At 67.1% G+C, this 22,437-nt stretch carries 22 protein-coding genes; 9 read left to right on the top strand and 13 right to left on the bottom strand.

Annotated elements, in window-relative coordinates; translation table 11 throughout:
* Positions 1-207: 207 nt before the first annotated feature.
* From NL1_RS03875 to NL1_RS03855, 4 genes are all read right to left on the bottom strand, one after another.
* Complete coding sequence (locus NL1_RS03875) at positions 208-1,107, bottom strand: universal stress protein (protein ID WP_067834367.1); 900 nt, start codon at positions 1,105-1,107, stop codon at positions 208-210.
* 240 nt (positions 1,108-1,347) lie between these two features.
* On the bottom strand, positions 1,348-2,571 hold the full coding sequence (locus tag NL1_RS03865; RefSeq protein WP_067834363.1) for a globin domain-containing protein: 1,224 nt from the start codon (positions 2,569-2,571) through the stop codon (positions 1,348-1,350).
* Between the two features lies 1 nt (position 2,572).
* On the bottom strand, positions 2,573-3,046 hold the full coding sequence (locus tag NL1_RS03860; protein WP_067834356.1) for an RrF2 family transcriptional regulator: 474 nt from the start codon (positions 3,044-3,046) through the stop codon (positions 2,573-2,575).
* Positions 3,047-3,109: 63 nt separating this feature from the next.
* Positions 3,110-4,132 (bottom strand): Acg family FMN-binding oxidoreductase, encoded by a 1,023-nt coding sequence (locus tag NL1_RS03855; protein WP_067834421.1) that lies wholly within the window; start codon positions 4,130-4,132, stop codon positions 3,110-3,112.
* 390 nt (positions 4,133-4,522) lie between these two features.
* Here NL1_RS03855 and NL1_RS03850 point away from each other — a divergent pair, with 390 nt between their 5' ends.
* On the top strand, positions 4,523-4,984 hold the full coding sequence (locus tag NL1_RS03850; RefSeq protein WP_067834355.1) for a pyridoxamine 5'-phosphate oxidase family protein: 462 nt from the start codon (positions 4,523-4,525) through the stop codon (positions 4,982-4,984).
* Positions 4,985-5,145: 161 nt separating this feature from the next.
* Here NL1_RS03850 and NL1_RS03845 read toward each other — a convergent pair whose 3' ends face one another.
* The 4 genes from NL1_RS03845 to NL1_RS03830 form a co-directional block, all read right to left on the bottom strand.
* Positions 5,146-6,105, bottom strand: a complete 960-nt coding sequence (locus NL1_RS03845) for an acyl-ACP desaturase (protein ID WP_067834354.1) — start codon at positions 6,103-6,105, stop codon at positions 5,146-5,148.
* Positions 6,106-6,114: 9 nt separating this feature from the next.
* Positions 6,115-6,564, bottom strand: coding sequence for a sigma 54 modulation/S30EA ribosomal C-terminal domain-containing protein (locus NL1_RS03840; RefSeq protein ID WP_162272682.1), 450 nt, complete (start codon positions 6,562-6,564; stop codon positions 6,115-6,117).
* A gap of 144 nt (positions 6,565-6,708) precedes the next feature.
* A complete protein-coding gene (locus NL1_RS03835; protein ID WP_156094641.1) occupies positions 6,709-7,116 on the bottom strand; it encodes a hypothetical protein in 408 nt (135 codons plus the stop codon).
* The gene (locus NL1_RS03830; protein WP_067834348.1) at positions 7,113-7,952 is read right to left on the bottom strand and encodes a sigma-70 RNA polymerase sigma factor region 4 domain-containing protein; all 840 of its coding nucleotides are present in this window, start codon (positions 7,950-7,952) and stop codon (positions 7,113-7,115) included. Before NL1_RS03830 ends, NL1_RS03835 begins: the two co-directional genes overlap by 4 nt.
* A 292-nt stretch (positions 7,953-8,244) precedes the next feature.
* On the opposite strand from NL1_RS03830, the gene NL1_RS03825 reads away from it, so the two are divergent.
* The gene (locus NL1_RS03825; protein WP_067834347.1) at positions 8,245-8,445 is read left to right on the top strand and encodes a hypothetical protein; all 201 of its coding nucleotides are present in this window, start codon (positions 8,245-8,247) and stop codon (positions 8,443-8,445) included.
* A 12-nt stretch (positions 8,446-8,457) separates the two neighbouring features.
* Here the strand turns inward: NL1_RS03825 and NL1_RS03820 are convergent, their stop codons facing one another.
* From NL1_RS03820 to NL1_RS03810, 3 genes are all read right to left on the bottom strand, one after another.
* Positions 8,458-10,317, bottom strand: a complete 1,860-nt coding sequence (locus NL1_RS03820) for an acyl-CoA dehydrogenase family protein (RefSeq protein ID WP_067834346.1) — start codon at positions 10,315-10,317, stop codon at positions 8,458-8,460.
* 153 nt (positions 10,318-10,470) lie between these two features.
* The gene (locus NL1_RS03815; protein ID WP_067834342.1) at positions 10,471-11,727 is read right to left on the bottom strand and encodes a cytochrome P450 family protein; all 1,257 of its coding nucleotides are present in this window, start codon (positions 11,725-11,727) and stop codon (positions 10,471-10,473) included.
* 10 nt (positions 11,728-11,737) lie between these two features.
* Entirely contained in the window at positions 11,738-12,820 is a 1,083-nt protein-coding gene (locus NL1_RS03810) for a cytochrome P450 family protein (protein WP_245673077.1), read from the bottom strand.
* A 678-nt stretch (positions 12,821-13,498) separates the two neighbouring features.
* On the opposite strand from NL1_RS03810, the gene NL1_RS03805 reads away from it, so the two are divergent.
* Both NL1_RS03805 and NL1_RS38510 read left to right on the top strand, forming a co-directional pair.
* A complete protein-coding gene (locus NL1_RS03805; RefSeq protein WP_067834338.1) occupies positions 13,499-13,933 on the top strand; it encodes a nuclear transport factor 2 family protein in 435 nt (144 codons plus the stop codon).
* Positions 13,934-14,219: 286 nt separating this feature from the next.
* Positions 14,220-14,390 (top strand): hypothetical protein, encoded by a 171-nt coding sequence (locus tag NL1_RS38510; protein ID WP_169813573.1) that lies wholly within the window; start codon positions 14,220-14,222, stop codon positions 14,388-14,390.
* Positions 14,391-14,473: 83 nt separating this feature from the next.
* On the opposite strand, the gene NL1_RS03800 is transcribed toward NL1_RS38510, so the two are convergent.
* A complete protein-coding gene (locus NL1_RS03800; RefSeq protein WP_067834336.1) occupies positions 14,474-15,676 on the bottom strand; it encodes a lipid-transfer protein in 1,203 nt (400 codons plus the stop codon).
* The gene (locus NL1_RS03795) at positions 15,669-16,115 is read right to left on the bottom strand and encodes a Zn-ribbon domain-containing OB-fold protein (protein ID WP_373862520.1); all 447 of its coding nucleotides are present in this window, start codon (positions 16,113-16,115) and stop codon (positions 15,669-15,671) included. Before NL1_RS03795 ends, NL1_RS03800 begins: the two co-directional genes overlap by 8 nt.
* 130 nt (positions 16,116-16,245) lie before the next feature.
* Here NL1_RS03795 and NL1_RS03790 point away from each other — a divergent pair, with 130 nt between their 5' ends.
* The 5 genes from NL1_RS03790 (at position 16,246) to NL1_RS03770 (ending at position 22,392) form a co-directional block, all read left to right on the top strand.
* Positions 16,246-17,037 (top strand): GTP-binding protein, encoded by a 792-nt coding sequence (locus tag NL1_RS03790; protein WP_067834335.1) that lies wholly within the window; start codon positions 16,246-16,248, stop codon positions 17,035-17,037.
* Positions 17,038-17,326: 289 nt separating this feature from the next.
* A complete protein-coding gene (locus NL1_RS03785; protein WP_067834334.1) occupies positions 17,327-18,490 on the top strand; it encodes a methyltransferase in 1,164 nt (387 codons plus the stop codon).
* Between the two features lie 305 nt (positions 18,491-18,795).
* Positions 18,796-19,866: a fatty acid desaturase family protein gene (locus NL1_RS03780; protein ID WP_067834333.1), complete on the top strand. Its 1,071-nt coding sequence runs from the start codon at positions 18,796-18,798 to the stop codon at positions 19,864-19,866.
* A 358-nt stretch (positions 19,867-20,224) separates the two neighbouring features.
* Entirely contained in the window at positions 20,225-21,727 is a 1,503-nt protein-coding gene (locus NL1_RS03775) for a carboxylesterase/lipase family protein (RefSeq protein WP_218024348.1), read from the top strand.
* Between the two features lie 161 nt (positions 21,728-21,888).
* Complete coding sequence (locus tag NL1_RS03770) at positions 21,889-22,392, top strand: DUF2004 domain-containing protein (protein WP_067834332.1); 504 nt, start codon at positions 21,889-21,891, stop codon at positions 22,390-22,392.
* The last annotated feature ends 45 nt before the right edge of the window (positions 22,393-22,437 follow it).

Here is a 22,437-nt window from a genome sequence, read left to right as displayed (position 1 = left end):
TTCCGCAAATAGACACCCAAGGGGTTGCGGACCCCCACCCAGGGGGCCGGTGTTGCTCAGAGCGCGTCGGTGCGGTCAGGCCTGGCTGATGCTGTGGCCAAGGAGCTGGCCGACCCGGAGGGGAACGAATTCTGCCTGCTCCGGCGAAGGGTCGAGGCGGTCGAGAGCCAATCGGCAGCATGCCCAGCGGCGTAGGCGAGGGTTTTGTCAGCGCTGACGGATCACCACGATCGGGCACTCGACGACGTGCAACAGTGCGTTGCTGGTCGATCCGAGCAGCATGCCGGAGAAACCGCCTCGGCCGTGGCTGCCGACGACCACCAGCTGTGCGTCGGTCGAGGCCTCGAGCAGCGCGCGAACCGGTCGGTCCGACACCACGATTCGGCGCACGGTCACATCGGGGTAGCGTTCGGCGAAACCTGCCAGCCGCTCGGCCAGCAATGCCCGCTCCGACTCCCGGATCGAATCCCAGTCCGCCACAGAAAGATCGATGCTGCTGCTGTCGCGCCATGCGTGCAGGGCGACCAGCTCGACCTTGCGGCGTGCGGCCTGGTCGAACGCGTATTCCACGGCGGCCACGCTGTTCTCGCTACCGTCGACGCCGACGAGGACAGGCTTGGTCAGTGTGACCGCGTCGGTTGCGGAACGGTCGTGGACGACCGTCACCGGGCAGTGCGCGTGTCTGGCCACCGCCGTGCTGACCGAACCGAGCAGGCCGCGCTGGAATGCTCCGAGACCGCGGCTGCCGACCACCAGTGTGCGCAGGGTTTTCGATCGTTCGATGAGGCTGGGAATCGGCAGGTCGAAGGTGACCTCGGTGGTGAGGTCGAGTTCGGCGTCCTGGACCGCTTCTCGTGCGATGCGCGCCGCTTCGGTCACGATTCGCTGACCGTCGGTGCGCAACCACGTCATCTCCGCTTCGGGCAAGCTCATCGCCGGTCCGAGGCCACCGATCAACGCCACCGATGTCAGTACATGGAGCCGGGCACCGTGTGTCGCCGCGTCCACGGCGGCCCACGCGGCGGCTTGGTAGGAGCTCGCCGAGCCGTCGACTGCGACGAGGACCGGCCGGTCGCCGGCATCGGCGCGGAAGGTGTTCTCGGTCATTGGCATTGCCTTTCCCGGGCGGTGAAAAGTGTTGCCTGGTTGGGCAACCTACCCACAGCTTCGCGATCCTGAGCGCCGATCGCCAGGGACGAACGTCCTGCGATCGTTGGGACTACTGGCACCGTTCGGCGCGAACCCGATCCGGGCGACCGGGCTCGAGCCGAACGAGTTCTGCGGCGACCGGCGGGCGCTCGAACGCGGCCCGCCGGTCGCCTCGCACCGAGGTGCGGGAGTCGCGGCTCAGGCCGGGGCGGCCGCCCAGCTGTCCGGACCGAAGACCTCGTAGTGGATGTTCTGTGCCGCAACGCCCTTGTCCAGGAGTGCCTCGCGCATGCCGAGCATGAAAGGCAGTGGCCCGCACAGGTAGACGCGAGTGCCGTCGGCGATGGTGATCTCGCCTAGGTCGGCGCGGCCTTCCCGGAGCCGGTCTTCGGGGCTGCGGGCGCCGAGATCCTCGTACCAGCGATGCATGACCGCGAACGGCAAACGGTCGACGAGTTCGGCCAGTTCGGCGCGGTGGGCGTGGCTGCTCGGCGCGCGATCGGCGTGAATCACCGAGATCGCGCGGCGGTCGGCGGTGTCGGCGAGGTGGCTGAGCATTCCCATCATCGGCGTGCATCCGATGCCCGCGGAGACCAGCAGCAGCGGCGCGTCGTCGTCCTGGAGGACCAGATCGCCGAACGGGGTGGTCACGTCGAGCACGTCGCCTTCGAAGACGTTGCAGTACAGGAAATTCGACACCTCGCCAGCCGGTGCGATCGAACCGTCCGGCAGGGTGTGTGCGCCGACCCGCTTGACGGTGATGCGCCAGTCGCCGCTCGACGGCGCCGAGGACAGGCTGTACTGGCGGATCTGACGCGCACCGTCTTCGAGATGGACGCCCACCGACAGATACTGCCCCGGCGAGAAGGACGGCAAGGGTGCGCCGTCGAGGGAGGTGAGCACGAAGGAGACAGCGTCGGCCGACTCGTGGCGCCGCTCGCGCACGCGCACCTGCCGCCACACCTCACCGTCGGCGACACCGGCCGCCCGGTAGAGGCCCGCCTCCATCGCGATCAGTGTCTCGGCCATCAGCCAGTACACCTCGTCCCACGCCGCGGCGACCTCGGCGGTGACGGCGTCGCCTAGGACTTCGACGATGGCCTGGAAGAGATACTTGTGCACGATCTGGTACTGAGCGGGCTGGATTCCCAAGGAAGCGTGCTTGTTCGCGATCCGCGACAGGATGAGATCGACTCGGGCCTGGTCGGGTTCGAGTTGCAGTGCCGCGAAGGCGGCGATGGCGCCGGCGAGCGCTTTCTGCTGACCGCCCTGCTTCTGGTTGCCGCGATTGAACAGGTCGCGTTCGAGTTCGGGGTGGGCGGTGAACATCTTGCGGTAGAACAGCGTCGTGATGTCGTCGATGGCCGCACCTACCGCAGGTAGGGTGGCGCGGATCGTCTCCTTCGCGGTGGCCGAGAGCATGTCATTCTCCATTCGTTGCAGAAATCTGGGAGTCCGTGCCGCCTACCCGAGGTAGGGCGAGAAGGACTGTGCGTGTGGGGGTTCGGGTGAGGTCTTCGATGGTGAGGGTGTCCAGGGACTCGAAGAAGGCTTCCTGGGCGTGGCGCAGTGCCGAGCGCAGCAGACACCCCGCCCGCAGTGGGCACGGCTGGGCGCCGTCGCATTCGACTACTTCGCCCTCACCCTCGAGGCGGCGGGCCAGCCAGCCGACCGAGGCTGTGCGGCCGAGTTCGGTGATGGCAAGCCCGCCGCTGCGTCCGCGGCGCGCGTCCACGACGCCGAGCTCGCCCAGTCGGGTGATCACTTTCGCCACGTGGGCGTAGGACACCGACAGCTCTTCGGCGATTTCACGGCTTCCCGGGCGAATGTCCTCCCCCGCGACGGCCAATCGCATGACGACTCGCAGTCCGAGGTCGGTGAACCGGGTGAGTTGCATGCCCCGAATCTACGATAATTCTCATCTGAGATACCAATTTTGTGAGCGGGATAACCAGCGGATCTACGTGGCGCGAGCCGCTGGGTGGTCGCGGATGGTGAGGATCTCGGTGACCGGGCGCCGGGGTGTCGGCGAGGGCACGGTGGTGTCGGCGGGTGCGGCGCCGACGCGGAGGACGACCTGCGGTACGCCCGCGCGAGTGAGCACACCGTGGATCGACTCGCGGGCCGCGGGCAGTTCGGTGATATGGGTCAGGGCGCAGGTCGCCAACCCCGCCGAAGTGCATTCCAGCAGCACCGCGGAGAGCGCTTCGCCGACGTGGAGCCAATCGGAGACGGTGTGGCCGGGCGAGCTGAGCACCAGCAGCGCGGCTTGGTCTTCCAGGTCACCGCGGCGTTCCGAGTGCGGCGCGGAGGGGAACTTGCGGGCGATCGGCACGCGGGCAGCTTCGGCGTCGGATACCAGGGCCGTGTCGGGCACCCCTTCCGTGCCGCCGGAATGACCCGTCCACCAATGCAATTCGGTGTGGTAGTCCATGTCGTAGTGGCGGTTGGCGGTGGCGTGCTCGGAGGCCGCCGCCAGCACGGAGCGGGCGCTGTCGTCGAGGACGTCGAGCTCGACGTCGTGCGGGCTGACCAGCATCCGCGCGGTGTGCACCAGCGCGCCCAGCGCGGGCGGCGGAGACAGCGGCAGCCGATCGGTGCGGCGATGCTCGATGGCCCGCGCGCGGGTCAGGACCCCCTCTGGCGGGTCGGGCCATGGCCGGAAGGTGATGGTCGCCAGCAGATCCGGCCGGGCCGGCACGGGGACGCGGTGGATGTCGGTGTGCCAGCCGCCGGCGGCCAGGGCGGTGCGCAGGTGGTGCAGCATCGCGCCGCAGCTGATGACCAGCTGGCGTCCGTGCGGGTCGGCGGTGGTCAGTTGCCGGTCGTCGTCGCGAAGGAGGTCGAGCCGGGTGCCGTCGAACTCCCAGCGCCACGGCTGGGTGTTGTGCACCGAGGGGGCGCGGCTTGCCAGCTGCAGCGCCGCCAGCAGGGTGGGCGTATCCGGCACCGGGGATGCGGGAAGTGCGGTGCTGTCGGTCATGATTCCAGTCTCGGCGCCGCGCGGGCCTCCCGAGACGGCCATTGTGCCGCTCCTCGGGGGCCGATCGTCACATTCCCAGCTACCGGGGTGCGTGCGGTGAGGAACTGGTCGAGCCGGCTGCGGCGGTGCACCGGCCCGACGGAGTTGTGATCCGTCGCCGGTCGCGCGCGTGCGTGTCGATGGTCCCCCTCGTCGGCGACCTTGGACCCTAACGGGGATTCGGGTGAGCTGGTGGCATGAAACGACCAGCACCCGCCGAGGTGATCACACGCGCGAACGGATGGGGCATCACGTGGGACCTTCCGAACCGGCCGTCACGGTGGGATTCGTCCGCTGCCTACGGCGTTCTCGCCCGATCGGCCGCGGTAGCGCCGGACGAGGCGCACGACGGTGACCGGCCTACCCGCCGCAGGCCGGACCGACCGCAGCGTCGTCGAACTGGATCGCGAGCAGGCCCTGTCGCTGCTCGCGCAAGCTCCGTTCGGGCGAGTCGTCTACACCCGTGACGCGCTGCCCGCGATTCGCCCGGTCAATCATCTGGTCGACGACGAGTGTGTCATCGTGCGCACCCGGCTCGGATCGCAGTTCTCCACCGCCGTGCAGAAGCGAGCGGGCATCGTGGTGGCCTACGAAGCCGACGACATCGATATCGAACGTCGTACCGGATGGTCGGTCGTGGTCACCGGAATCGCGCGCCAGGTCACCGACGCCACCCGGCTCGCCCGCTACCAGCAGCTGCTCCGGCCGTGGATCGACTCGCCGATGGACGGCGTGATCGAGATCGAGGCCACGATCGTCTCCGGAATCAGGCTCGCCGACACCCACCACCCACCGACTGCCGACGGCCACTGACCGGGCCGCGGGCTTGCGCCCCGCCCGACTGTGACGGAGCAGCGGACGTGCGCCCTCGAAGCCGGCGACTACGGCGCAAGGCGCTGCGGACCGCCTGCGGGCTCCGCAGGCAAGGGACCCGCCGAGCGCGATCAGCTGCACGACTCGGCGGATCCGACGGCTCAGGCTCGGGCCCGCTCTCGCGCGAGGGCGCGCTCACGTTGTTCCTCGAATCGCGGGACCCGCACGTGCGCCATGTCGTCGAGGAAGGCCGCGAGGCGTTCCCTGACGATTTCACCGCGGGGCCCGAAGTCGGTGCGCTCGAAGATGTTCCACTGCCGCAGCACCGGCTCGAGTACTTCCTGCAGATGCTGGCGCAGATCGTAGACGCCGTGTTTGGCCATGAGCACGCCGTTGCGCCGGAAATCGGGCATGCCCGCCCCCGGCATCGTGAAGTTCTCCACGATGGTGTCGATGGCCTCGATGGCCTGATCGGGCACCAGGTCCAGCGCGGCCCCGCAGACGGTGCGGTAGAAGATCATGTGCAGGTTCTCGTCGGCGGCGATGCGTTGCAGCATGCGGTCGGCGACTGGGTCGTGGCAGACCTTGCCGGTGTTGCGGTGGGTGACGCGGGTCGCGAGTTCCTGGAAGCTGACGTAGGCGACCGAATGCAGGAACCCGGCGCCGCTGTCGACCTCGGTGCGCCCGATGCCGGGGTCGAAACCGTTGGTCATGTGCACCATCCTGGCCTGTTCCAGCGCGACCGGGTCCACGCCCCTGGTCACCACCAGGTAGTCGCGAATCACTGTGCTGTGGCGCATCTCCTCGGCCGTCCATCGACCCACCCAGGTTCCCCAGGCGCCGTCGCGAGAGAAGTTCTCGGCGATTTCGCGATGGTAGGAGGGCAGGTTGTCCTCGGTCAGCAGGTTGGTCACCATCGCTGCCTTGGCGACCTCGCTGAGCGTGGATTGGCCCGGCTCCCAATCGGTTCCGCCGAGGGCGGCGAAGTTGCGGCCCTGATCCCAAGGCACGTAATCGTGTGGCTGCCAGTCCTTGGCCAGCGACAGGTGCCGGTTCACGCAGATCTCGGCGACCGGTTCGAGCTCGGTGAGAATTTCACGCTGTGTCAGATCGCGTGCCATCGTCGTCTTTCACCTTCCGGAATCGGTGGGTCGCGGCGCCACGACGATCAGCGCACCGTCGTGGCCTCGGGAGAGCAATCTGCCCCGCCCGTCGCGAGGGTCGTTGAAGAACAGAAACGGCAAGCCGAACCGGCACAGCCGTTCCACCGCCTCGGATTCCTCCAAGTACGGCGTCGAGCGCGCGTCGACGATCAGTGCGGGCGTCTGTGTGTCGGTGGGCAATCCCCTGCGATGCTGGCGTGCCAAGCGCATACCGTAGGGGCCGCCCCGATACAGGACCGCGTCCATCCCGGTCTCGATGTCGGTGAACAGCAACACATCCCAGCCGCGGGCGTCCATGGCGGCCGCGGCCTGGGTGACCGAACCCGCCAGCAGCACGCGGTGTTCGTGTCGAACAACCCGTCGTTGCGCGGCCTCTGCCGTGTCATGGATCTCGCCGATCGCTATGTCGGAAACCACCGAATCCCGCCTCCTCGCTCTCACAATGCGCCGCACCCATGCCACCAGCGCGGCGCCGCCGAACCCAGGGGCGAAGGTCACCGCGCGCGGGGACCGAGGGCCCGCAGTGTCGTCGAAGGGACTGCGGCAAGGCGTAAGCCGGAATCAGGTCGAGCACGACTCCAGCCGGCGTAACCCGGCGGCGACTCGGGTCATCGTGGCCGAGTCGTTGCGGTACAGGCTGCGGTAGGCCGGGTCGGCGTAGGACACCTGCGCTGCCTGCCGTCCGCCCGAGGTGGACATCCACCGCCCGGGCCTGCGGTTCGGCAGATCCACCATCCCCGTCGGCTCGAGGGAGTGACCGGACACGGTCTCGTCCAGTGTGCCGGCGCCGGGGGTGGTTTCGAGCTGCCACAGCAACCGGCGCACCTGTGCCACCTGATCAGGGCGAGTTCGACGGCGCAGGAGCCGCGGCGCTTCCTCGCCCAGCGACGACCGTGCGATCAGGTCGCGGACCCGTGCCGCTAGTGCCTCTGTTTCGACTCTGGTGTTGTCGTGTCGGTTCATCGTCATCGGTTCCTCACGAAGAGTTTTCGCAGCCGGTACAGACGGCGTTCGATGGCCTTCGGTGTCACGTCGGAGAACAGGTGCGCGATCTCGGCGTGTGAGTAGCCGACCGCGTGTGCCCACAGCAACGTGCGGTCGTCCGCGCGCAGTGTGGCGAGGTGTTCGAGGAGAACGATCCGGTTGGTCACGATGTCGGCGGGATCGCGTCCGAGGCCGGAGGCCCACAACGCGCCGCGGCCGGACTCGATCAGTTCGTCGGCGTCGCTGTCTTCGATCGGCGCGGTGTGCGTGCCCGACCACCGTTGTTCCTTCTGATACACGTACACGAACTCGTGCAGGCAGCCGTTGAGGAAATAGCTCCGCAGCGTCAAGCCCTTGCCCGGGTCCCACCCGGTGTCCGTGCGCAGCGCTTTTCCCAGCTTGTACAGCGCCCTGCTGATGGTGTGGGCGATGACCTCTTCCCGATGGACCTGGTCGTTGGCCAGCCGCTCCCTGGCGAGAGTCCCGACCTCGAGGCCGACGAACATCCGCGACAACACCGGATAGATCCCGCGGCGATGGATCCACGGATCGAGCACCTGCCACGCATACTCGGCCAGCGCCTCGACCAGGTGCTCCCACACCGGACCGGTCCCGCCGTGCTCGGCGGCCAACTCGTACAGCGCGCGATCGGCCTGCGCTCGTTCGAGCGCATCCACGGCCTCCCCGACGAGATCGGCGACCGAGCCGTCCGGCTCACCGAATGGGTCCGCGGCGCCCGGCGGAGGTGCCGTCGCGTCGATGGGGTCGAGATCGGACGACAGTCTGTCGGGTGGGACAGCATCGGTGTCCGATGTACCCATTGAGTTCCTCCTCCACGCGCATGCGCCGCGCATCATGCGCGCGGTCATCGGCTCTATAGGCACGACAGGACGAAATCCCCCTCCCGCTACCGAAATTCGACGATAGGAGTTTTCGACCGGTCAGGGCGGGGGATTTCCCGGCTTCATGCCTATGAGCAGGTGGGAGCACAGGCCAGGCGGGTCGAGTCGGCAACACCCGTTGACCAGCTGACGAACTCGTGCTCCGCCGACCCTGCCCGCTGCCGCCACGTCCGGGCGCGCGGCATCCCGACGACACCACCGAGGAGGACGCATGTTCGCCATTCCACCCTCTGAGCCCACCGCCGACCGGTCCGCGGGTGACCCACCTCCCCCGCCGCCGATCTCACCGCAGGTCTTGCTCGTCCTCGGAGCCTTCGGCGGGTGGGCACTGACCACGCTGACCGACCCGGCGGCCGCGATCGATCTGCTCACCGCACTGATCGCGATCATTCCCGCCGATCGAGTACGTTAGGCCGGGGCCGTGTCAGGACCAGGAACCTTGCCAGCCCGCGTATTCCATCCACCTGATGATGTAAGCGGGGGGTTTGTCGGTGGTCCGGGGTGATCCGTCGGTGTCCTCGGGTGCGAAGATCGGGCCCGGCAGGGTGGGGATGTCGAAGGCTTGCACCATGGTCGGCAGGTGGTCGGCGAGTTCGGTGTAGCGGTGGCGCAGCTGTGCGGCGACTTCGGCGGCGCGGGTCGGCGACAGTGTGTGGTGGGCGGTGTGCCAGGCGGCGTGGGTGTCGATGCAGCCCAGCGCGTAGGCCGCGGCGGTAGATTCGACGAGTCGCCGGGCGAGCGCGTCGCCGGTCCGGGTGGCGGCGATGACCAGTGCGGTCGCCGCGAGCCGCTCTTGCGTTGCCGTGGCGAGCTCGATCGCGGCCGAGTCCCGGCCCAGCACAACGCCGGTCGACTCGTAGTCGCCGTTGTCCAGTGCGGCGGCGAGGGCGCGTTCGCGGGTGACGAGCATGTCGAGGTACCACGGCAGGTGCATCGGGGTGCCGGGTAGTCGCAGGCCGGTGAGTCCACCGGCGCGTCCAGCGAGGACCAGCATGATCTGGTTCTCGCCCTCGGCGGTGATGATCGCCTCCAGGTTGCCGATCCAGTCCTCCAAGTGGTTGAGGCGCAGAGCTCCCTGCGCGGCCGCGCGGCGACGGCACATCGTCAGCACTTGCGCGGCGGTGTTGGAGAGCAGCGGCTTGGCCAGCGCCGACCACAATCTTTGCTCGGGATCGGTGGCCGGGGCGGCCGCGCGCATGTCCCGGATCTGTTGGCCCAGTGTGCTGGTCGCGTACACCGCCGCCAGAGCCGACGCGAACTCCAGCTGGACCGGGTCGCGGTCGGCCATGGTCTTGCGGGACTGGCCGGTCATGGCTTGGTTGGATCCGGGACGTCGCTGGCGGCTGTAGTTCACCAGCCCGGCCAGTCCAGCGCGGGCGCTGGCGATGGCCGCGGTTGCCAGGTCCAGCCGACCGTTGTCGAGAACGGCGATCGCATGATGGAAACGCTGTCGCCGCGGCAGCGCGCACTCGAACCTGCCGTCCTCATCGATCCGCGCCCACGCACCGCCGAGCAGCGCCTCACGCGGCAACCACACCCGATCGAACTTGATCATCGCGTGGTCCATCGGCGCGGACACCTTGTGCAGCGGCGCCACTTCCACGCCCACGGCGAGCCCGGCCGATGTGCGCAGCCGCAGCAGGAAAGGCAAAACTCCCTCGTCGCGGCCGTTGACCACCAGGCGTGCGGTCACCACCACGGTCTTCGGGAATCCCGCGCTCGCGACGTTCGGCATGAACTTGACGGCTTCCGGTGACGGCGTGGTCAGCCAGAAGCCGCCGGTGCCGGGATCCCACTCGGCAAGGGTTTGCTGATCCGCTCCGTTCGTGCCGCCCAGTTCGGTCAGTGCCAGCACCCCGACTGCGGCGCCGCTGTCCAGTTCGGCCAAGCACTCCTGCTGGTAGAGCGAGCCGTCGCCGTGGGCGAGGATCGCGCCGATCGCGAGGTCGAAGTGGCCGGTCAGGACCAGCAGCAGGCGGGGTGCGGTGACCTGCGCCCAGTCGCACAGCGCGCCGCGCAGCTGGGTGTCGGCGGCGATCTCCCGCGCGGGGCGGCCCAGCCCTGCGATGGCCGCACGCAGCAGGCCCGGCGCGGCCTCTGCTTCCTGGGCGTAGGTCAGTCCGGATCGCGGAAGATCGCCGAGTCCGGCGACGAGGTCGCGCACCCGGGTGTGCAGGTCGGTGTGCGCGCCGAAGATCACCTCCCGCAGCGCGTGGACGATGGAACCCGCATCGTCGAGTCGAAGTACGGAGGTTTCGTGGACGGGAAGATCTGCTGTTGTCATTGCACTCACCTTGCTCGAGCCGACCGTCCGCGGTGGTCCACGAGGTCGAGCGCAGACACATGGCCGCGGCGGAAATCCTGCGGAAACTCTCGCCCGGTCGAGGGGCGCGTCCCTCGACCGGGTTGTCGTGTGGTCAGCCTCAGTTCATGGGCGTCACCCGATGTTCAGTGGAGGAGTTTTCGGGAAGACGACAGGCAACACGGCCAGCGCACGATGGAACGCGCCTGGGCGCCACTCCAATTCGTGCGCCGGTACCGCCAGGCGTATCTCCGGCAGCACGTCCATCAGCTGTTCGATGGCATCTTGGGAGATCTGGAAAGCGGCCGCCTGTGCCTGCTGGGGGCACTGGTGCGGGCCCGCGCCCCAGCCCAGGCTCCATGCCGCGCCGTGGCCGGAGTACCGTCCGTTGTTCATCGCCGGATCGTTGCTGCAGGCCGCCATGCTGATGACGACGGGCTCGTTCGCGGGCAGTGTGGCGCCGTCGATCACGATGGGGTGCGGCGGGTAGGTGATGCAGTAGTTGGCCAGCGGAGGGTCGGTCGCCAGGATCTCCTCCAAGGCCGGGCGCGGCAGCGGGGCGGTGGGGAGGTTGCTGGCGTGCCACCGTTCGTCGGTCAGCATCAGCCGCAACGTGTTGACGATCAGATTCGTTTGCGGCTCGATGCCTGCCGCATAACAGGTGACGAGCTGATTGATCAGCTCGACATCGTCGAGTTCGGTCGAATGCTGTACCAACCGGGTGGCGACGTCGTTGCCGGGATGGGCTCGTTTGAGGTTGATCAGCTCGAGCAACGCGTCATCGAGCATCGCGTTGACCGTCGCGGTGTCGACTCCTTCGAACATGGCCGCCGATGCCTCGGCGACTCGTGCGCCGATCTCGGGCGGGCACCCGAGGATGTGGTTGAGCACCGAAAACACCAGCGGCTGCACGTACTGGCTGATGAGGTCGGCCTCGCCCGCGCGGCAGAACGAATTGATCAGCGGGATCGCGGTCCGCTCCACCACCGCATGCAGGGAGTGCAGGTCGACACCGGCCAAGGCGTCGTTGGTGACCGTGCGGTAGCGAACGCGAACCTCACCGGTGGATCGCAGGGCGTTGGGTCGCCACTCCACCATCGGCAGGATCGGCGAATTCGGGTCGATGGTTTTCTGCCAGTTGCGTGGGTCGGCGGGGAAATGCGTTTCGTCGCCGAGGATTCGCACCGCGGTCGAGTAGCCGATGACCAGGGTCGCCGGAATCCCCGGATGGATTTCGACGGGCACCAGTGGTCCGTAGTCGCGGCGCATCGTGTTGTACACCGCGTGCGGATCGAGGGCGAACTCGGGACTGTAGAGGGGAATCCGCGGTCCGATCCTTTCGATAGGGCGTGGTTCGTCGATCTCGCGGAGGGGCGCCTGCTGGGGGTGCAAGGGGTTCTCCTTACAGGTTCAGGGGTGGGGTTCGGGGGAAGGTCACCGGTAGGGCCATCAACGCGCGATGGAAGCCGCCGCGCCGCCATTGCGGCGGCTCGGCGAGCTCGATCTCCGGTAGGACGTCGAGCAGTTGCTCGACTGAGTCGGTGGCGATCACCATGGCCACCGACTGAGCCTTGTCCGGGCACGCGTGCGCACCCGCCCCCCACGCGAGATGCGACCGGTTGCCGGTGCGATCACCGCCACTGGTCGTCGGATCGTTGTTGGATGCCGCCATGCTGGTGATCACCGGCTGATTCGGCGGGAGCATCGTGGCACCGATGATCTGCGGCTGGCGTGGATAGCTGACGCAGCCGTTGGGCACCGGCGGGTCACCGAACAGCACATCGTCGATCGCATCCCTGGTCGATAGGGACCCGCCGAGCAGGACGTCGCGGAACGATACGTCGTTGGTCATTTCGAGCAACGTGTTGGCGATCAGGTTCCACGTGGGCTCGGTGCCGCCTTCGTACATCATGCCGACGATCTGGGTGATCTCCCCGTCGCCGAACCTGCCGGGGTGGGTGAGCAGTGCCGACATCACATCTGTGCCAGGCCGGGATCGTTTGTCGGCCAGCACCGCTCGGATCACCGCGGTCAACCGCTCGAAACCCGCCTCGGCCGACGCCGCGTCGTCGGCGTCGCGCACTTGTGTCAAGGCGTCGAACGCAGCGTCGTCGGCCTCCGGCGGGAAACCCAGCACACCGTTCATCACTCGCACGGTGAGCGGGATCGCATACTCGTTGAGCAGGTCCGCGGAGCCTTCGCTACAGAACGCGTTGATCAGCGGTACCGCGTTCGCGATGACGTCTGTGCGCAGCGCATGGAGATCTACCTGCGCCAGGCAGTCGTGGTAGGCATGCCGGTAGCGAGTGTGATCCTCGCCCCTGGTTGCGCTGGGCCGCCACTGCGACAGCGGAAGTGTCGGGCATCGCGCGGAGGAGGGCCGCTCCGTCGGATCGGCCGGGAAACGCGCCGGATCGCCGAGGATCTGTAGCGCCTCACGGTATCCCAGCACCAACGTCGCGGGCACGCCGTCCGCCAGCTCCACGGGCGCCAACGGGCCGTGCGCTTGCCGGAGAGCAGAATACGCGCGATGTGGATCAGCGGCAAACTCCTCCGAGTCCAGTCTCATTCGCCATCGGCCCATGCCTCGAAACGCGCGAACCGATACAAGGTCGAACTCGTCAGTGGCACAGTCAAAGAAAACCCCCTGATTCGTGTATACCGATGAAAGTCGCTGCACAGCACAGGAGTTCATCAGTGATCAGTAGAAGCGGCCCCTGTCGAACGCGGGCCGCGGACGTCGAAGCGACGGTCTGTCTGTCACCTGGTCACAGGATGTGACGGAATCTCAGCCGATGCGTAGACCGGCGGCTCCGAGTTCGGTCCAATGCCAGGTGTGCCGGGCGAAAACGCCGGGACATTCCAAAAGTGTTTGACCAAAACGTATTTCGATCACGTCGGGAGATGATACCTACCGGAACCATGTTGCGCAGTTCGAACGTTCCGGGGCGGCCCCTTGCGCGCGGAGAGGTGGCGATCGCCGGCGCGGCAGTTCGGCGCCGGGGTTCACTCCCGGCTACCGGGAGCAGGCGACGCGGTCGTGCAGGTCGGGCCGTCGGTCGGTCGTCAGCGCACCCGTTGCGGGACAGGATCTCGAAAATGTCTGTCCGAGGGTCGATATCGGATTCGGCCTTGTTGCGCCCGGCGTAGTGTGGCGAGAATCATGACGACAGTGGAGAACGCGAACACCGAACTCGTGCGGGCCGTCTTCGACCGAATGGCTCGCGGCGACATGCGCGCGCTCGGCGAGGCCATGGCCGACGATTTCGCGTGGATCTTTCCCGGCGATTGGTCCTGGGCGGGTACCTGGGCACCGAAATCCGTTGTCCTGCACGAGCTGTTGCGGCCGCTGATGGCGCAGTTCGTCAGCTATCGGCTGGCGGCGGACAGTGTTCTCGGCGACGGTGATCGCGTCGTCGTGCAGGCTCGCGGCCATGGCGTCACCACGCGCGGCGAGGCTTACGAGCAGACGTACTGCATGATCTTCCGAGTCGCCGAGGGGCGGCTCGCCGAGGTCGTGGAGTACTGCAACACCGCGTTGGTGGAGCGAGTGCTCGATCCGATCGGTCCCCCGCCGGGCGCCTCGCGGGGCGAGTGAGCCAGTGCCGGGTGCCACGCGTGAAAACAGGTGGGGCTCCGCGTGCGCGCGGTGATTCGTCTGTCGGCCCGAGCTATTGTCCGATGATTCGATGCTTCTGGTTTCGAAACAGCCGCCGCAACAAGGCCGAAGATTGTTATGCCACCCGATAAGGGACCGTCGGTATCTTTTTTTGGATAGTGTCCCCCTCGGCGGCTTCGCGATGTGGCGGCAAGCCTTGTCCCCGCCACCGCTGCGGCGGACGATCGAAGAGAGTCACGGTATCTCTCAACAAAGGATTATGGAAATGCTCGCCAAGGCTGCTGCGGCACTCGCCGCGATTGTGATCCCGTTGTCCGTCTGTACCATTGCCGCGCCCACCGCGTCGGCCGTGCCGGAACCCCAGACGACCCCCGCGTTAGTGGCGATCTGCTTGAACATTCCCCTCGGGTCGGTGTCCATCAGCTTCTGCCTCTGAGATCCCCGAAACCAGAGACCTGGCTACATCGATAGCCAGGTCTCGATTTGTGTACGGGGCGGCCGGTGAAAGGACCCGCGATGTCAGCGGGTGGCGATGATGGCCGAGCCGTGGCCGAAGAGGCCCTGGTTCACCGCGATACCCGCGCGGGCGTTGTCCACCTGGCGGCCGTCGGCCTGGCCGCGCAGCTGCCACGTGAGCTCGCAGATCTGGGCGATGGCCTGTGCGGGGATCGCCTCACCGAAACAGGCCAGGCCGCCGCTGGGGTTCACCGGTACGCGTCCACCCAATGTTGTTGCGCCGCTGCGCAACAGTTCCTCCGCGCCGCCCGTCTCGCAGAGCCCGATGTCCTCGTACCAGTCCAGCTCCAGCGCGGTGGACAGGTCGTAGACCTCCGCGAGGGACAGGTCGGCGGGACCGAGCCCGGCCTCCTCGTACGCGGCGTGCGCGAGGGCGGAACGGAACGCGCGGGGCGGGGCCTCGACGGCGACAGCGGAGTCCGTCGCGAAATCCGGCAGGTCGAGAACGGTTTTCGGGAACGTCGGCGTGACCGTCGACAGCGCCCGGATGCGGACCGGGTCGGCGACGCCGTGCCGGCGCGCGTACTCCATCGACGTCAACACCAGTGCGGCCCCGCCGTCGCTGGTCGCGCAGATGTCGAGCAGCCGCAACGGGTCCGAGACGATCGCCGAGGCGGCGACCTCCTCGACCGAAACCTCCTTGCGATAGCGGGCATACGGGTTGTTCAGGCCGTGCCTGGCGTTCTTCACCTTGACCGCGGCGAAATCGTCGAGCGTGGCACCGTGCAGCGCCATCCGGCGGCGGGCATACAGCGCGAAATAGATGGGATTGGTAGCGCCGAGCAGGTGGAAACGCAACCAGTCCGGATCATCGCGTCGCTCACCGCCCACCGGCTGGAAGAAGCCCTTCGGGGCGGCGTCCGCGCCCACCACCAGCGCGACGTCGCACAACCCCGCCAGGATCTGGGCGCGTGCGTTGGCGATGGCCTGCGCGCCGGAGGCGCAGGCGGCATAGCTGCTCGAGATCTGCGCACCCGACCAACCCAGCGCCTGAGCGAAAGTCGCGCCCGAGACGAAACCGGGGTATCCATTGCGGATGGTGTCCGCGCCGGCGATATAGCCGACGTCGAGGTGGTTCACCCCGGCATCGGCCAGCGCCGCGCGGGCGGCGACCAGCCCGTATTCGACGAAATTGCGCCCCCACTTGCCCCACTGGTGCATGCCCGCGCCGAGGACGGCGATGTCGCGATCATTCGTGTCAGTCATTGACCGGCCTCCACATCCACACCGTGTGCTCCGCTTCCTCGTCGGCGTACAACGTGCCGAGTGTCAGTTCGACCGGCATGCCGACGGCCAGGTCGTCCACCGTGAGGCCACGCACGACCTGCCCGAGAATCACCATCTGCTCGACGTCGAGCTCCACTGCCGCAACGACATACGGCTCGAACGGATCGGGCGACACATAGGGCGCAGGAGGTTTGTACCGGGCGTCCGCATACGACCAGATCCGCCCACGTCTGGAAAACAGATGCTCGACGAGCTCGGAGCCATCCCTCGGACCCGAACACTGCGGATTCCGACAGGCCAGCGTGTTCCGCGGGAAATACGGTGTGCCGCAATCCTTGCAGCGACTTCCCTTCAGACGCACCACACCGTCGTCCGCAGTGAACCAGTCTGCCACGGCGGGCCGTTGTTCTTTCTGCACAGCCCGACCGTATAGGAACACGTTCTACTTTGGGGCCGAATTCCGCTCCAGCGCTCCGCGGGCGGAGGTACGGTGAGTCTGGATCGAGGACGTCCCGGCACCTCGAGTCGATCTGGAGTACCGCAACACGATGGGCGCCAAAGCCATTGATCCACAGACAATCCGCAACGTCACAATCATCGGCGACCCCGACGAGACCACCCGAGTGGTCCACCTCCTCCGCCGCCACTCCGGCCGGCCCGGCTCCGGCGCCCGGGCCACGATCGATTGGACGACGGGCCGCGTCGAGCACACGATTCGTATCGCCGAGCTGACGAGCCACGCGCCCATCGCGGACCTGGAGCGGTCCATCCGGGTAGCCGACGGTGTGATCGCGGTCGTGAACGCCGCCGCGAACCCCACCCCGCGCCTCGAGACGATGTTGCGGGTCGCCGACGACTACCAGGTCGCCCGCCTGTGCCTGATCAACGGACTCGACCACCCCGCCGCGGATTTCGACCGCTGCGTCCGCACGATCGCCGACACCCGCGGCGGGGTCCCGCTGATGCTGCAGATCCCCATCGGCGCCGGCCCCACGTTCGAAGGCGTCATCGACCTGCTCCCGCTGTGGGCACTCGAACCGCTGGCCGCCGAACTCTACGGCAGCCATTGGGAAGTCGCCGAGCGGTGGTACGGCAACCTCGTGAAAACGGTCATGGAACAAGCGCCCTCGGATCCACACGCCTCCCCCGCCCCGTGCGACATCCCGCTCGACCAGTTGCATCGCCGCATCCGCTACCTCACCCGCATCGGTGACGTCGTACCCGTCCTCTGCGGTGCAGCGCCCACGAGCGATGACATCGCCACGCTCCTGGACGCCATCGCCCGCTATCTGCCTTCCCCCATGGATGTCTGCCAACCGGAACACGCCCTCGACTATTGAGGCACTCGCGCGGAACAGCATGACGAGTGACGCTTCACCCGCGCTGCGTCCCAGGCGGATCGGGGCGTATTCGGACCGGATCGTGTCGCCATGCGAGTATTGGCCGTGTACCTGACCGGAAGGAACTGATCTGCTGTGAACATGGGCATGGTGTTGGGCGACCGCTGCTCCCGCGCTTCGGCACGGGAGCAAGCCGTGCTGCCTTCTTCATGATCAGCGGGTAGCACGACCTGCTCCCCTTCGAAGCGTCGTCGGCGAGTGACACCTTCGACCTTCACGGGAGCATCACATGTCCACGGTCAGTTGGACCGAGAACGGAACACGACGAAACGCCCTCTGGCACTCTGAGAACGGGACTGCGGCGCCAGCCCGCATCGTTGTCGTCGACGATCGTATGTCCGCGAACGCGGCCCTGCGGCTCGCCCAGTCAGGCTCGAGTCTGCTGTGGCGAGGTGACTTCCACAACGCCCGGCAACTACTGCGTGCCATAGACCGCCGCCTCCCGGAGAAATCGAGTCCAGCACCTGAACGTGGTGATCTCGGCTTCTCTTTCCATGCACACAGGCAGGCCCGCTCGGAACGCGCGGCGTTACTCGGGAGGATTGTGATCGTGCTGGAGCACGATCACTCGATCCGGCTACGCCGGGCACCTGACGTACGTGCAGCGTGCAAGCACGCGTACGGGAAGCCGACGAATGAGTCAGGCGACGTCTCCAGCGGGATGATGCTTGTCTCGCTTCCTGAACTTCTCGGAGTCATCGGCGCCTTTCAGTGGCACCGCAAGGGGATCGACATCGCCGCTTTGGGCGCCCGGATCCACCCCGGATACGGCGTCTTCGCTCCCACTCGCGACGAGTACATCGATCTCGTTGCCCGTGCACCCTTGCCGCACGGCATCGATCACCCCGTCGTGTTCGACATCGGCACCGGAACAGGGGTGCTCGCTGCCGTTCTCGCCCAGCGCGGCGCCCGAGAAGTGCTAGCGACCGACATCAACCCACGCGCGGTGCAGTGCGCGCGCGAGAACATGCAACAACTCGGTCTTACCGGCCGGGTTCGAGTTGTCGAGGCCGATCTCTGGCCTGGCAATCAACAGCGCGCGGACCTGATCGTATGCAACCCGCCCTGGCTACCCGGATGCCCGACCTCGGCTTTGGAACTCGGGATCTACGACCCTGCGTCCGACGTGCTGAACCGCTTCCTCGGCAATCTTGCGGACCATCTCACCCCGCACGGCGAAGGGTGGCTGATCTTGTCGGACCTGGCCGAACACCTCGGCCTGCGGACCCGCGACGAACTTCTCGCACGCATCGCCGACGCCGGTCTCGAGGTCACCGCCAGACACGAAACAACTCCTCGCCACGCCCGCATCGCCGACAGCACCGACCCGCTTCATGCTGCCCGAGCGCGCGAGCGAACCGTTCTCTGGCGACTGACCCCACGGATTCCGTAGATCCGGGCCACAAGCCGCACCGACCACTCGTTCCACCCCGCCCATCGGACGGCCAATCCACCAGGCGTCCGGCTGGGAGGGACCCCTCGGTCTGTGGTGCGCGTCCGCTATCACACCGCAGTCCGATTCCATGTCATACCAAGGGGTTACATCGAACGAGAATCCGGCCGATAGCTTCGAATCGTCACCTCCGCTCCGGCACACTGAGCAGTTACCGCTGAAATCGAATCTCCGATCGACATCGACCGGCCGGCATCGAGGTCGGGCGCAGGTGGCATCTCCGACCCCAGCTCTCAGGAAGATCTATGACGACACCTGCCTTGGTTCCCGAGTCATTTCCACGATCATCGCGGCGCGGCGGCGCCGACGGTGATTACGCCCGTCTGTTGCGCCGGATCTCCGCGGCGGGACTGATGAACCGGCGCCCCCTCTACTACGCGGTCCGGCTCAGCCTCGTCGGGATCGCGTTCGCGGCCGGCTGGGCGGCGTTCGTCCTCGTCGGCGACTCGTGGTGGACGCTGCTGGTCGCGGCGTTCATGGCCGTGACGTGCGCTCAAATCGCCCTCGTCATGCACGATGTCGCCCACCGCCAAGTCTTCCGGCTACGGCGGCCGACGGAGCTTGTGGGCCGACTCGTCGGCAACGTCGGCATCGGCCTGGGCTACGGCTGGTGGCAGGACAAGCACACCCGGCATCACGCCAACCCGAACCACGAGAAACTCGACCCCGATGTCGCGCCCGACATTCTGGTCTGGTCACAACAGCAGGCACGGTCCAGCCGCGGCCTGCCTCGTCTCATCGGGAGGGCCCAGGCATTCCTGTTCTTCCCCCTCCTGTTGCTGGAGGGCCTGAACCTCCATGCGGCCGGCGTACGTGCGCTCAGAAATCGATCGATCAAACACCGCGTATTGGAGGGCACACTGCTCTTCGGCCACTTCGCCGCCTATCTGGCCGCACTGTTCGCGGTTCTGCCCGCCGACAAAGCCCTCGCGTTCCTCGCTGTCCACCAGGGACTCTTCGGCCTGTACATGGGCTGCATCTTCGCCCCGAACCACAAGGGCATGCCAACCTTGACCGGCGACGAACGCCCCGACTACCTCCGTCGCCAGGTGCTGACCTCCCGCAACGTGCGGGGTGGTGTGTTGACCGACCTCGCCCTCGGCGGGCTCAACTACCAGATCGAGCACCACTTGTTCCCGAGCATGCCCACACCGAACCTGCGTCACGCCCAAGTGATCGTCCGCGACTACTGCACCGAAATCGGTGTGCCCTACCACGAAACCGGCCTGATCTCCTCTTACCGCGAGGCGCTGAAGCACCTGCACCACGTCGGCGCGCCCCTCCGCACCACCGACCGACACCAGGATGCCGGATGAACCCTTCCCCGGCCGGGCTGCGGTGACACAAGGGCGCCGGGACCGAGAGTTGAGTGCGGACAAGGCCGCTCGCGGATACTCGAGATAGGGGTCGACGCCTTGGCCGGTATCGCCCTCGATGTCGTTGCCGCGGCGCTCGCGGAGTCCGCACCGAGCGTGTGAGGGCGAAGCGTCGACTGCGAATCGAAAAGGACTACACTGAAACAACATTCACGATCAGAAGTGAGGCGGCGCGGACTCGCGTGACAGCCGCACGCTGCACATACACGTCGCCCATGGATGCCCACCGGGCATGATCCGTGCCTATCATCTCGACGGGCAGTCCGAACAGGCATGGTGCCCGAAAGCGAGTACACGAGTGGACATCGCACCCGACATCCGCACGGCCGCCGGAGTCGTCCGCGGCAGGTGGGAGAACCAGGTCGCGGTCTTCCGAGGTATCCCCTACGCCGAGCCACCGTTCGGCGCACGACGGTTCGGGGCTCCCGTTCCGGTCCAGCGAGGGGACGGTATCCGTGACGCGGTGCAGTTCGGTCCGCCGGTTCCCCAAGCGCGCCATGCCGGTTCGGTGATGTCGTCGGCGTCCGGCCGCACTGACGACGGTTCCGACAACTGCCTGTCCCTCAACATCTGGTCACCCGACCTCGGTGCCGCGAGACTGCCGGTGATGGTGTGGATCCAGGGCGGCACATACCTGGAGAACAACACCGCCAACCCGCACTACGACGGCGCGACTCTCGCCGGATCCGGTGTGGTCGTGGTGAGCATGAACTATCGCGTCGGCGTGGAAGGCTTCGCCCACATCGCCGGAGCACCGGACAACCGCGGCATCCTCGACCAGATCGCCGCGCTGCGGTGGGTCCAGGACAATATCGCCGCGTTCGGCGGCGATCCGGGCAATGTCACCGTCTTCGGCCAGTCCGCCGGTGGAGCGGGCATCGCCGCGCTGCTCGTCATGCCGATGGCAGCCGGACTCTTTCGCCGCGCGATCAGTCAGAGCATGCCGGGCACATACTTCTCCGAACGCCTCGCCGCGACGATCTCCACGACGATCGCCGCGGAACTCGGTGCGCGGGCCACCGTTGGTGAGCTGGCCCGTCTTTCGCCGCGCGCACTGGTCGACGCGACGGACGCGGTGATCCGGACGATGCCCGAATTCGTCGAATCCTGGGGACCGATGGCGCTCACACCCACGCCGTTCTCACCCGTCGTCGACGGCGTGTCGCTCCCGGACGCACCGTGGCGTGCGCTCGCCCGCGGCGCCGCGCGCGACATCGACCTGCTCATTGGGCACACCCGTGACGAATACCGGCTGTACACCTCGCGGCCCGACGGCGAGCCGCCCGATGCGCTGATGACCGCCGCATTCGACCACCTCACGCCCAACAGCAACGGCGACTACCGCGTCGCCTACCCGGACGCCACTCCCGCAGAACTGTACGAAATCCTCAACACCGACTGGCTGTTTCGGATGCCGAGCCTGCACCTCGCCGACGCCGCGCACGACGGCGGCGGACCCGTATGGCTCTACGAACTCTGCTGGAGCTTCAACCGGGAACAAGGCGCCTCGCACTGCCTCGACTTCCTGCTCGTCTTCGGCACACTCGGCGCCGACGAGGTGCGCGCCCACCGCTCCGCCCACCCGAACGCGGCGCACGAACTCACCCCCATCGCCCACCACATGCGCACCGAATGGGTGAGCTTCGCGGCCACCGGCAAACCCGGCTGGGCGCCCTACGATCCGCACACCCGGACCACCCGCGTCTACAACGCCGAGCCGACCACCGAGCCCTACCCCGAGGAGCGCTCGCGCCGCATCTGGTGTGCACACCGGTTCGACACCCTGGACCTGGCGACCTGAGCGACCGGCGTATTCGAGTATCGGCACATGACCGAACCCGCCGCCGAACGGCACGACGCACGGGATCGGCCCGAGCGGTAGCTGACTGGTGAGTTCGCGTATTCAAGTGTCGCGGGTTGTCAGTCCGGAACCCTGTCCCTGATGGATGGCACGATCGGACCATGAATCACCTGACCAGCCGGTTCGCGGGGCACCTCGATTTCGGCGACGACTCGATGGCCGGTGGCGTACTACCTGCTGGAATAGACGGATTCGGAGCGGGTGCCTGGTATTGGATTCACGGTGGTGAGACTCTGAACCAGAGCGAACTCGACACGGCCGAGGCCGCTCTCCTCGATGTGAAGGCTCTGGTCGCCGCGGCCTTCGTCGCTTTCGCCGCTGAGCTGACCGATCCCTGGTCGACGACTTCATTGTTTCGCGACGTTCATCTCGAGGAGATCCCCGAAGAGATGGCGTGCGACTTGTTCGACGTGGACACCTGCGCGGATGTCACCGACCAGGTCTTCCTCGACCATCTACTCCTCGTCGGCATTGCGATCAGCCCTGCGGCGACGGAACGTGTTCTCGCACTCGACTTCGCAATCGGCGCCGACAAGCCCACCGACCAGCTGCTTGTCGCCGTGTGGGATCGGAACAACACCGTTACCGTCCTCCACGAAAGTTGAGCCCGGCGCATCACCCGTCAGCAGGCGATACGCCATACCCGTTGT

Origin of the sequence: Nocardia lijiangensis NBRC 108240 (assembly GCF_001613045.1) — a bacterium.
GTDB classification, from domain to species: domain Bacteria; phylum Actinomycetota; class Actinomycetes; order Mycobacteriales; family Mycobacteriaceae; genus Nocardia; species Nocardia lijiangensis.
This window is presented reverse-complemented; position numbering and strand designations above follow the sequence as displayed.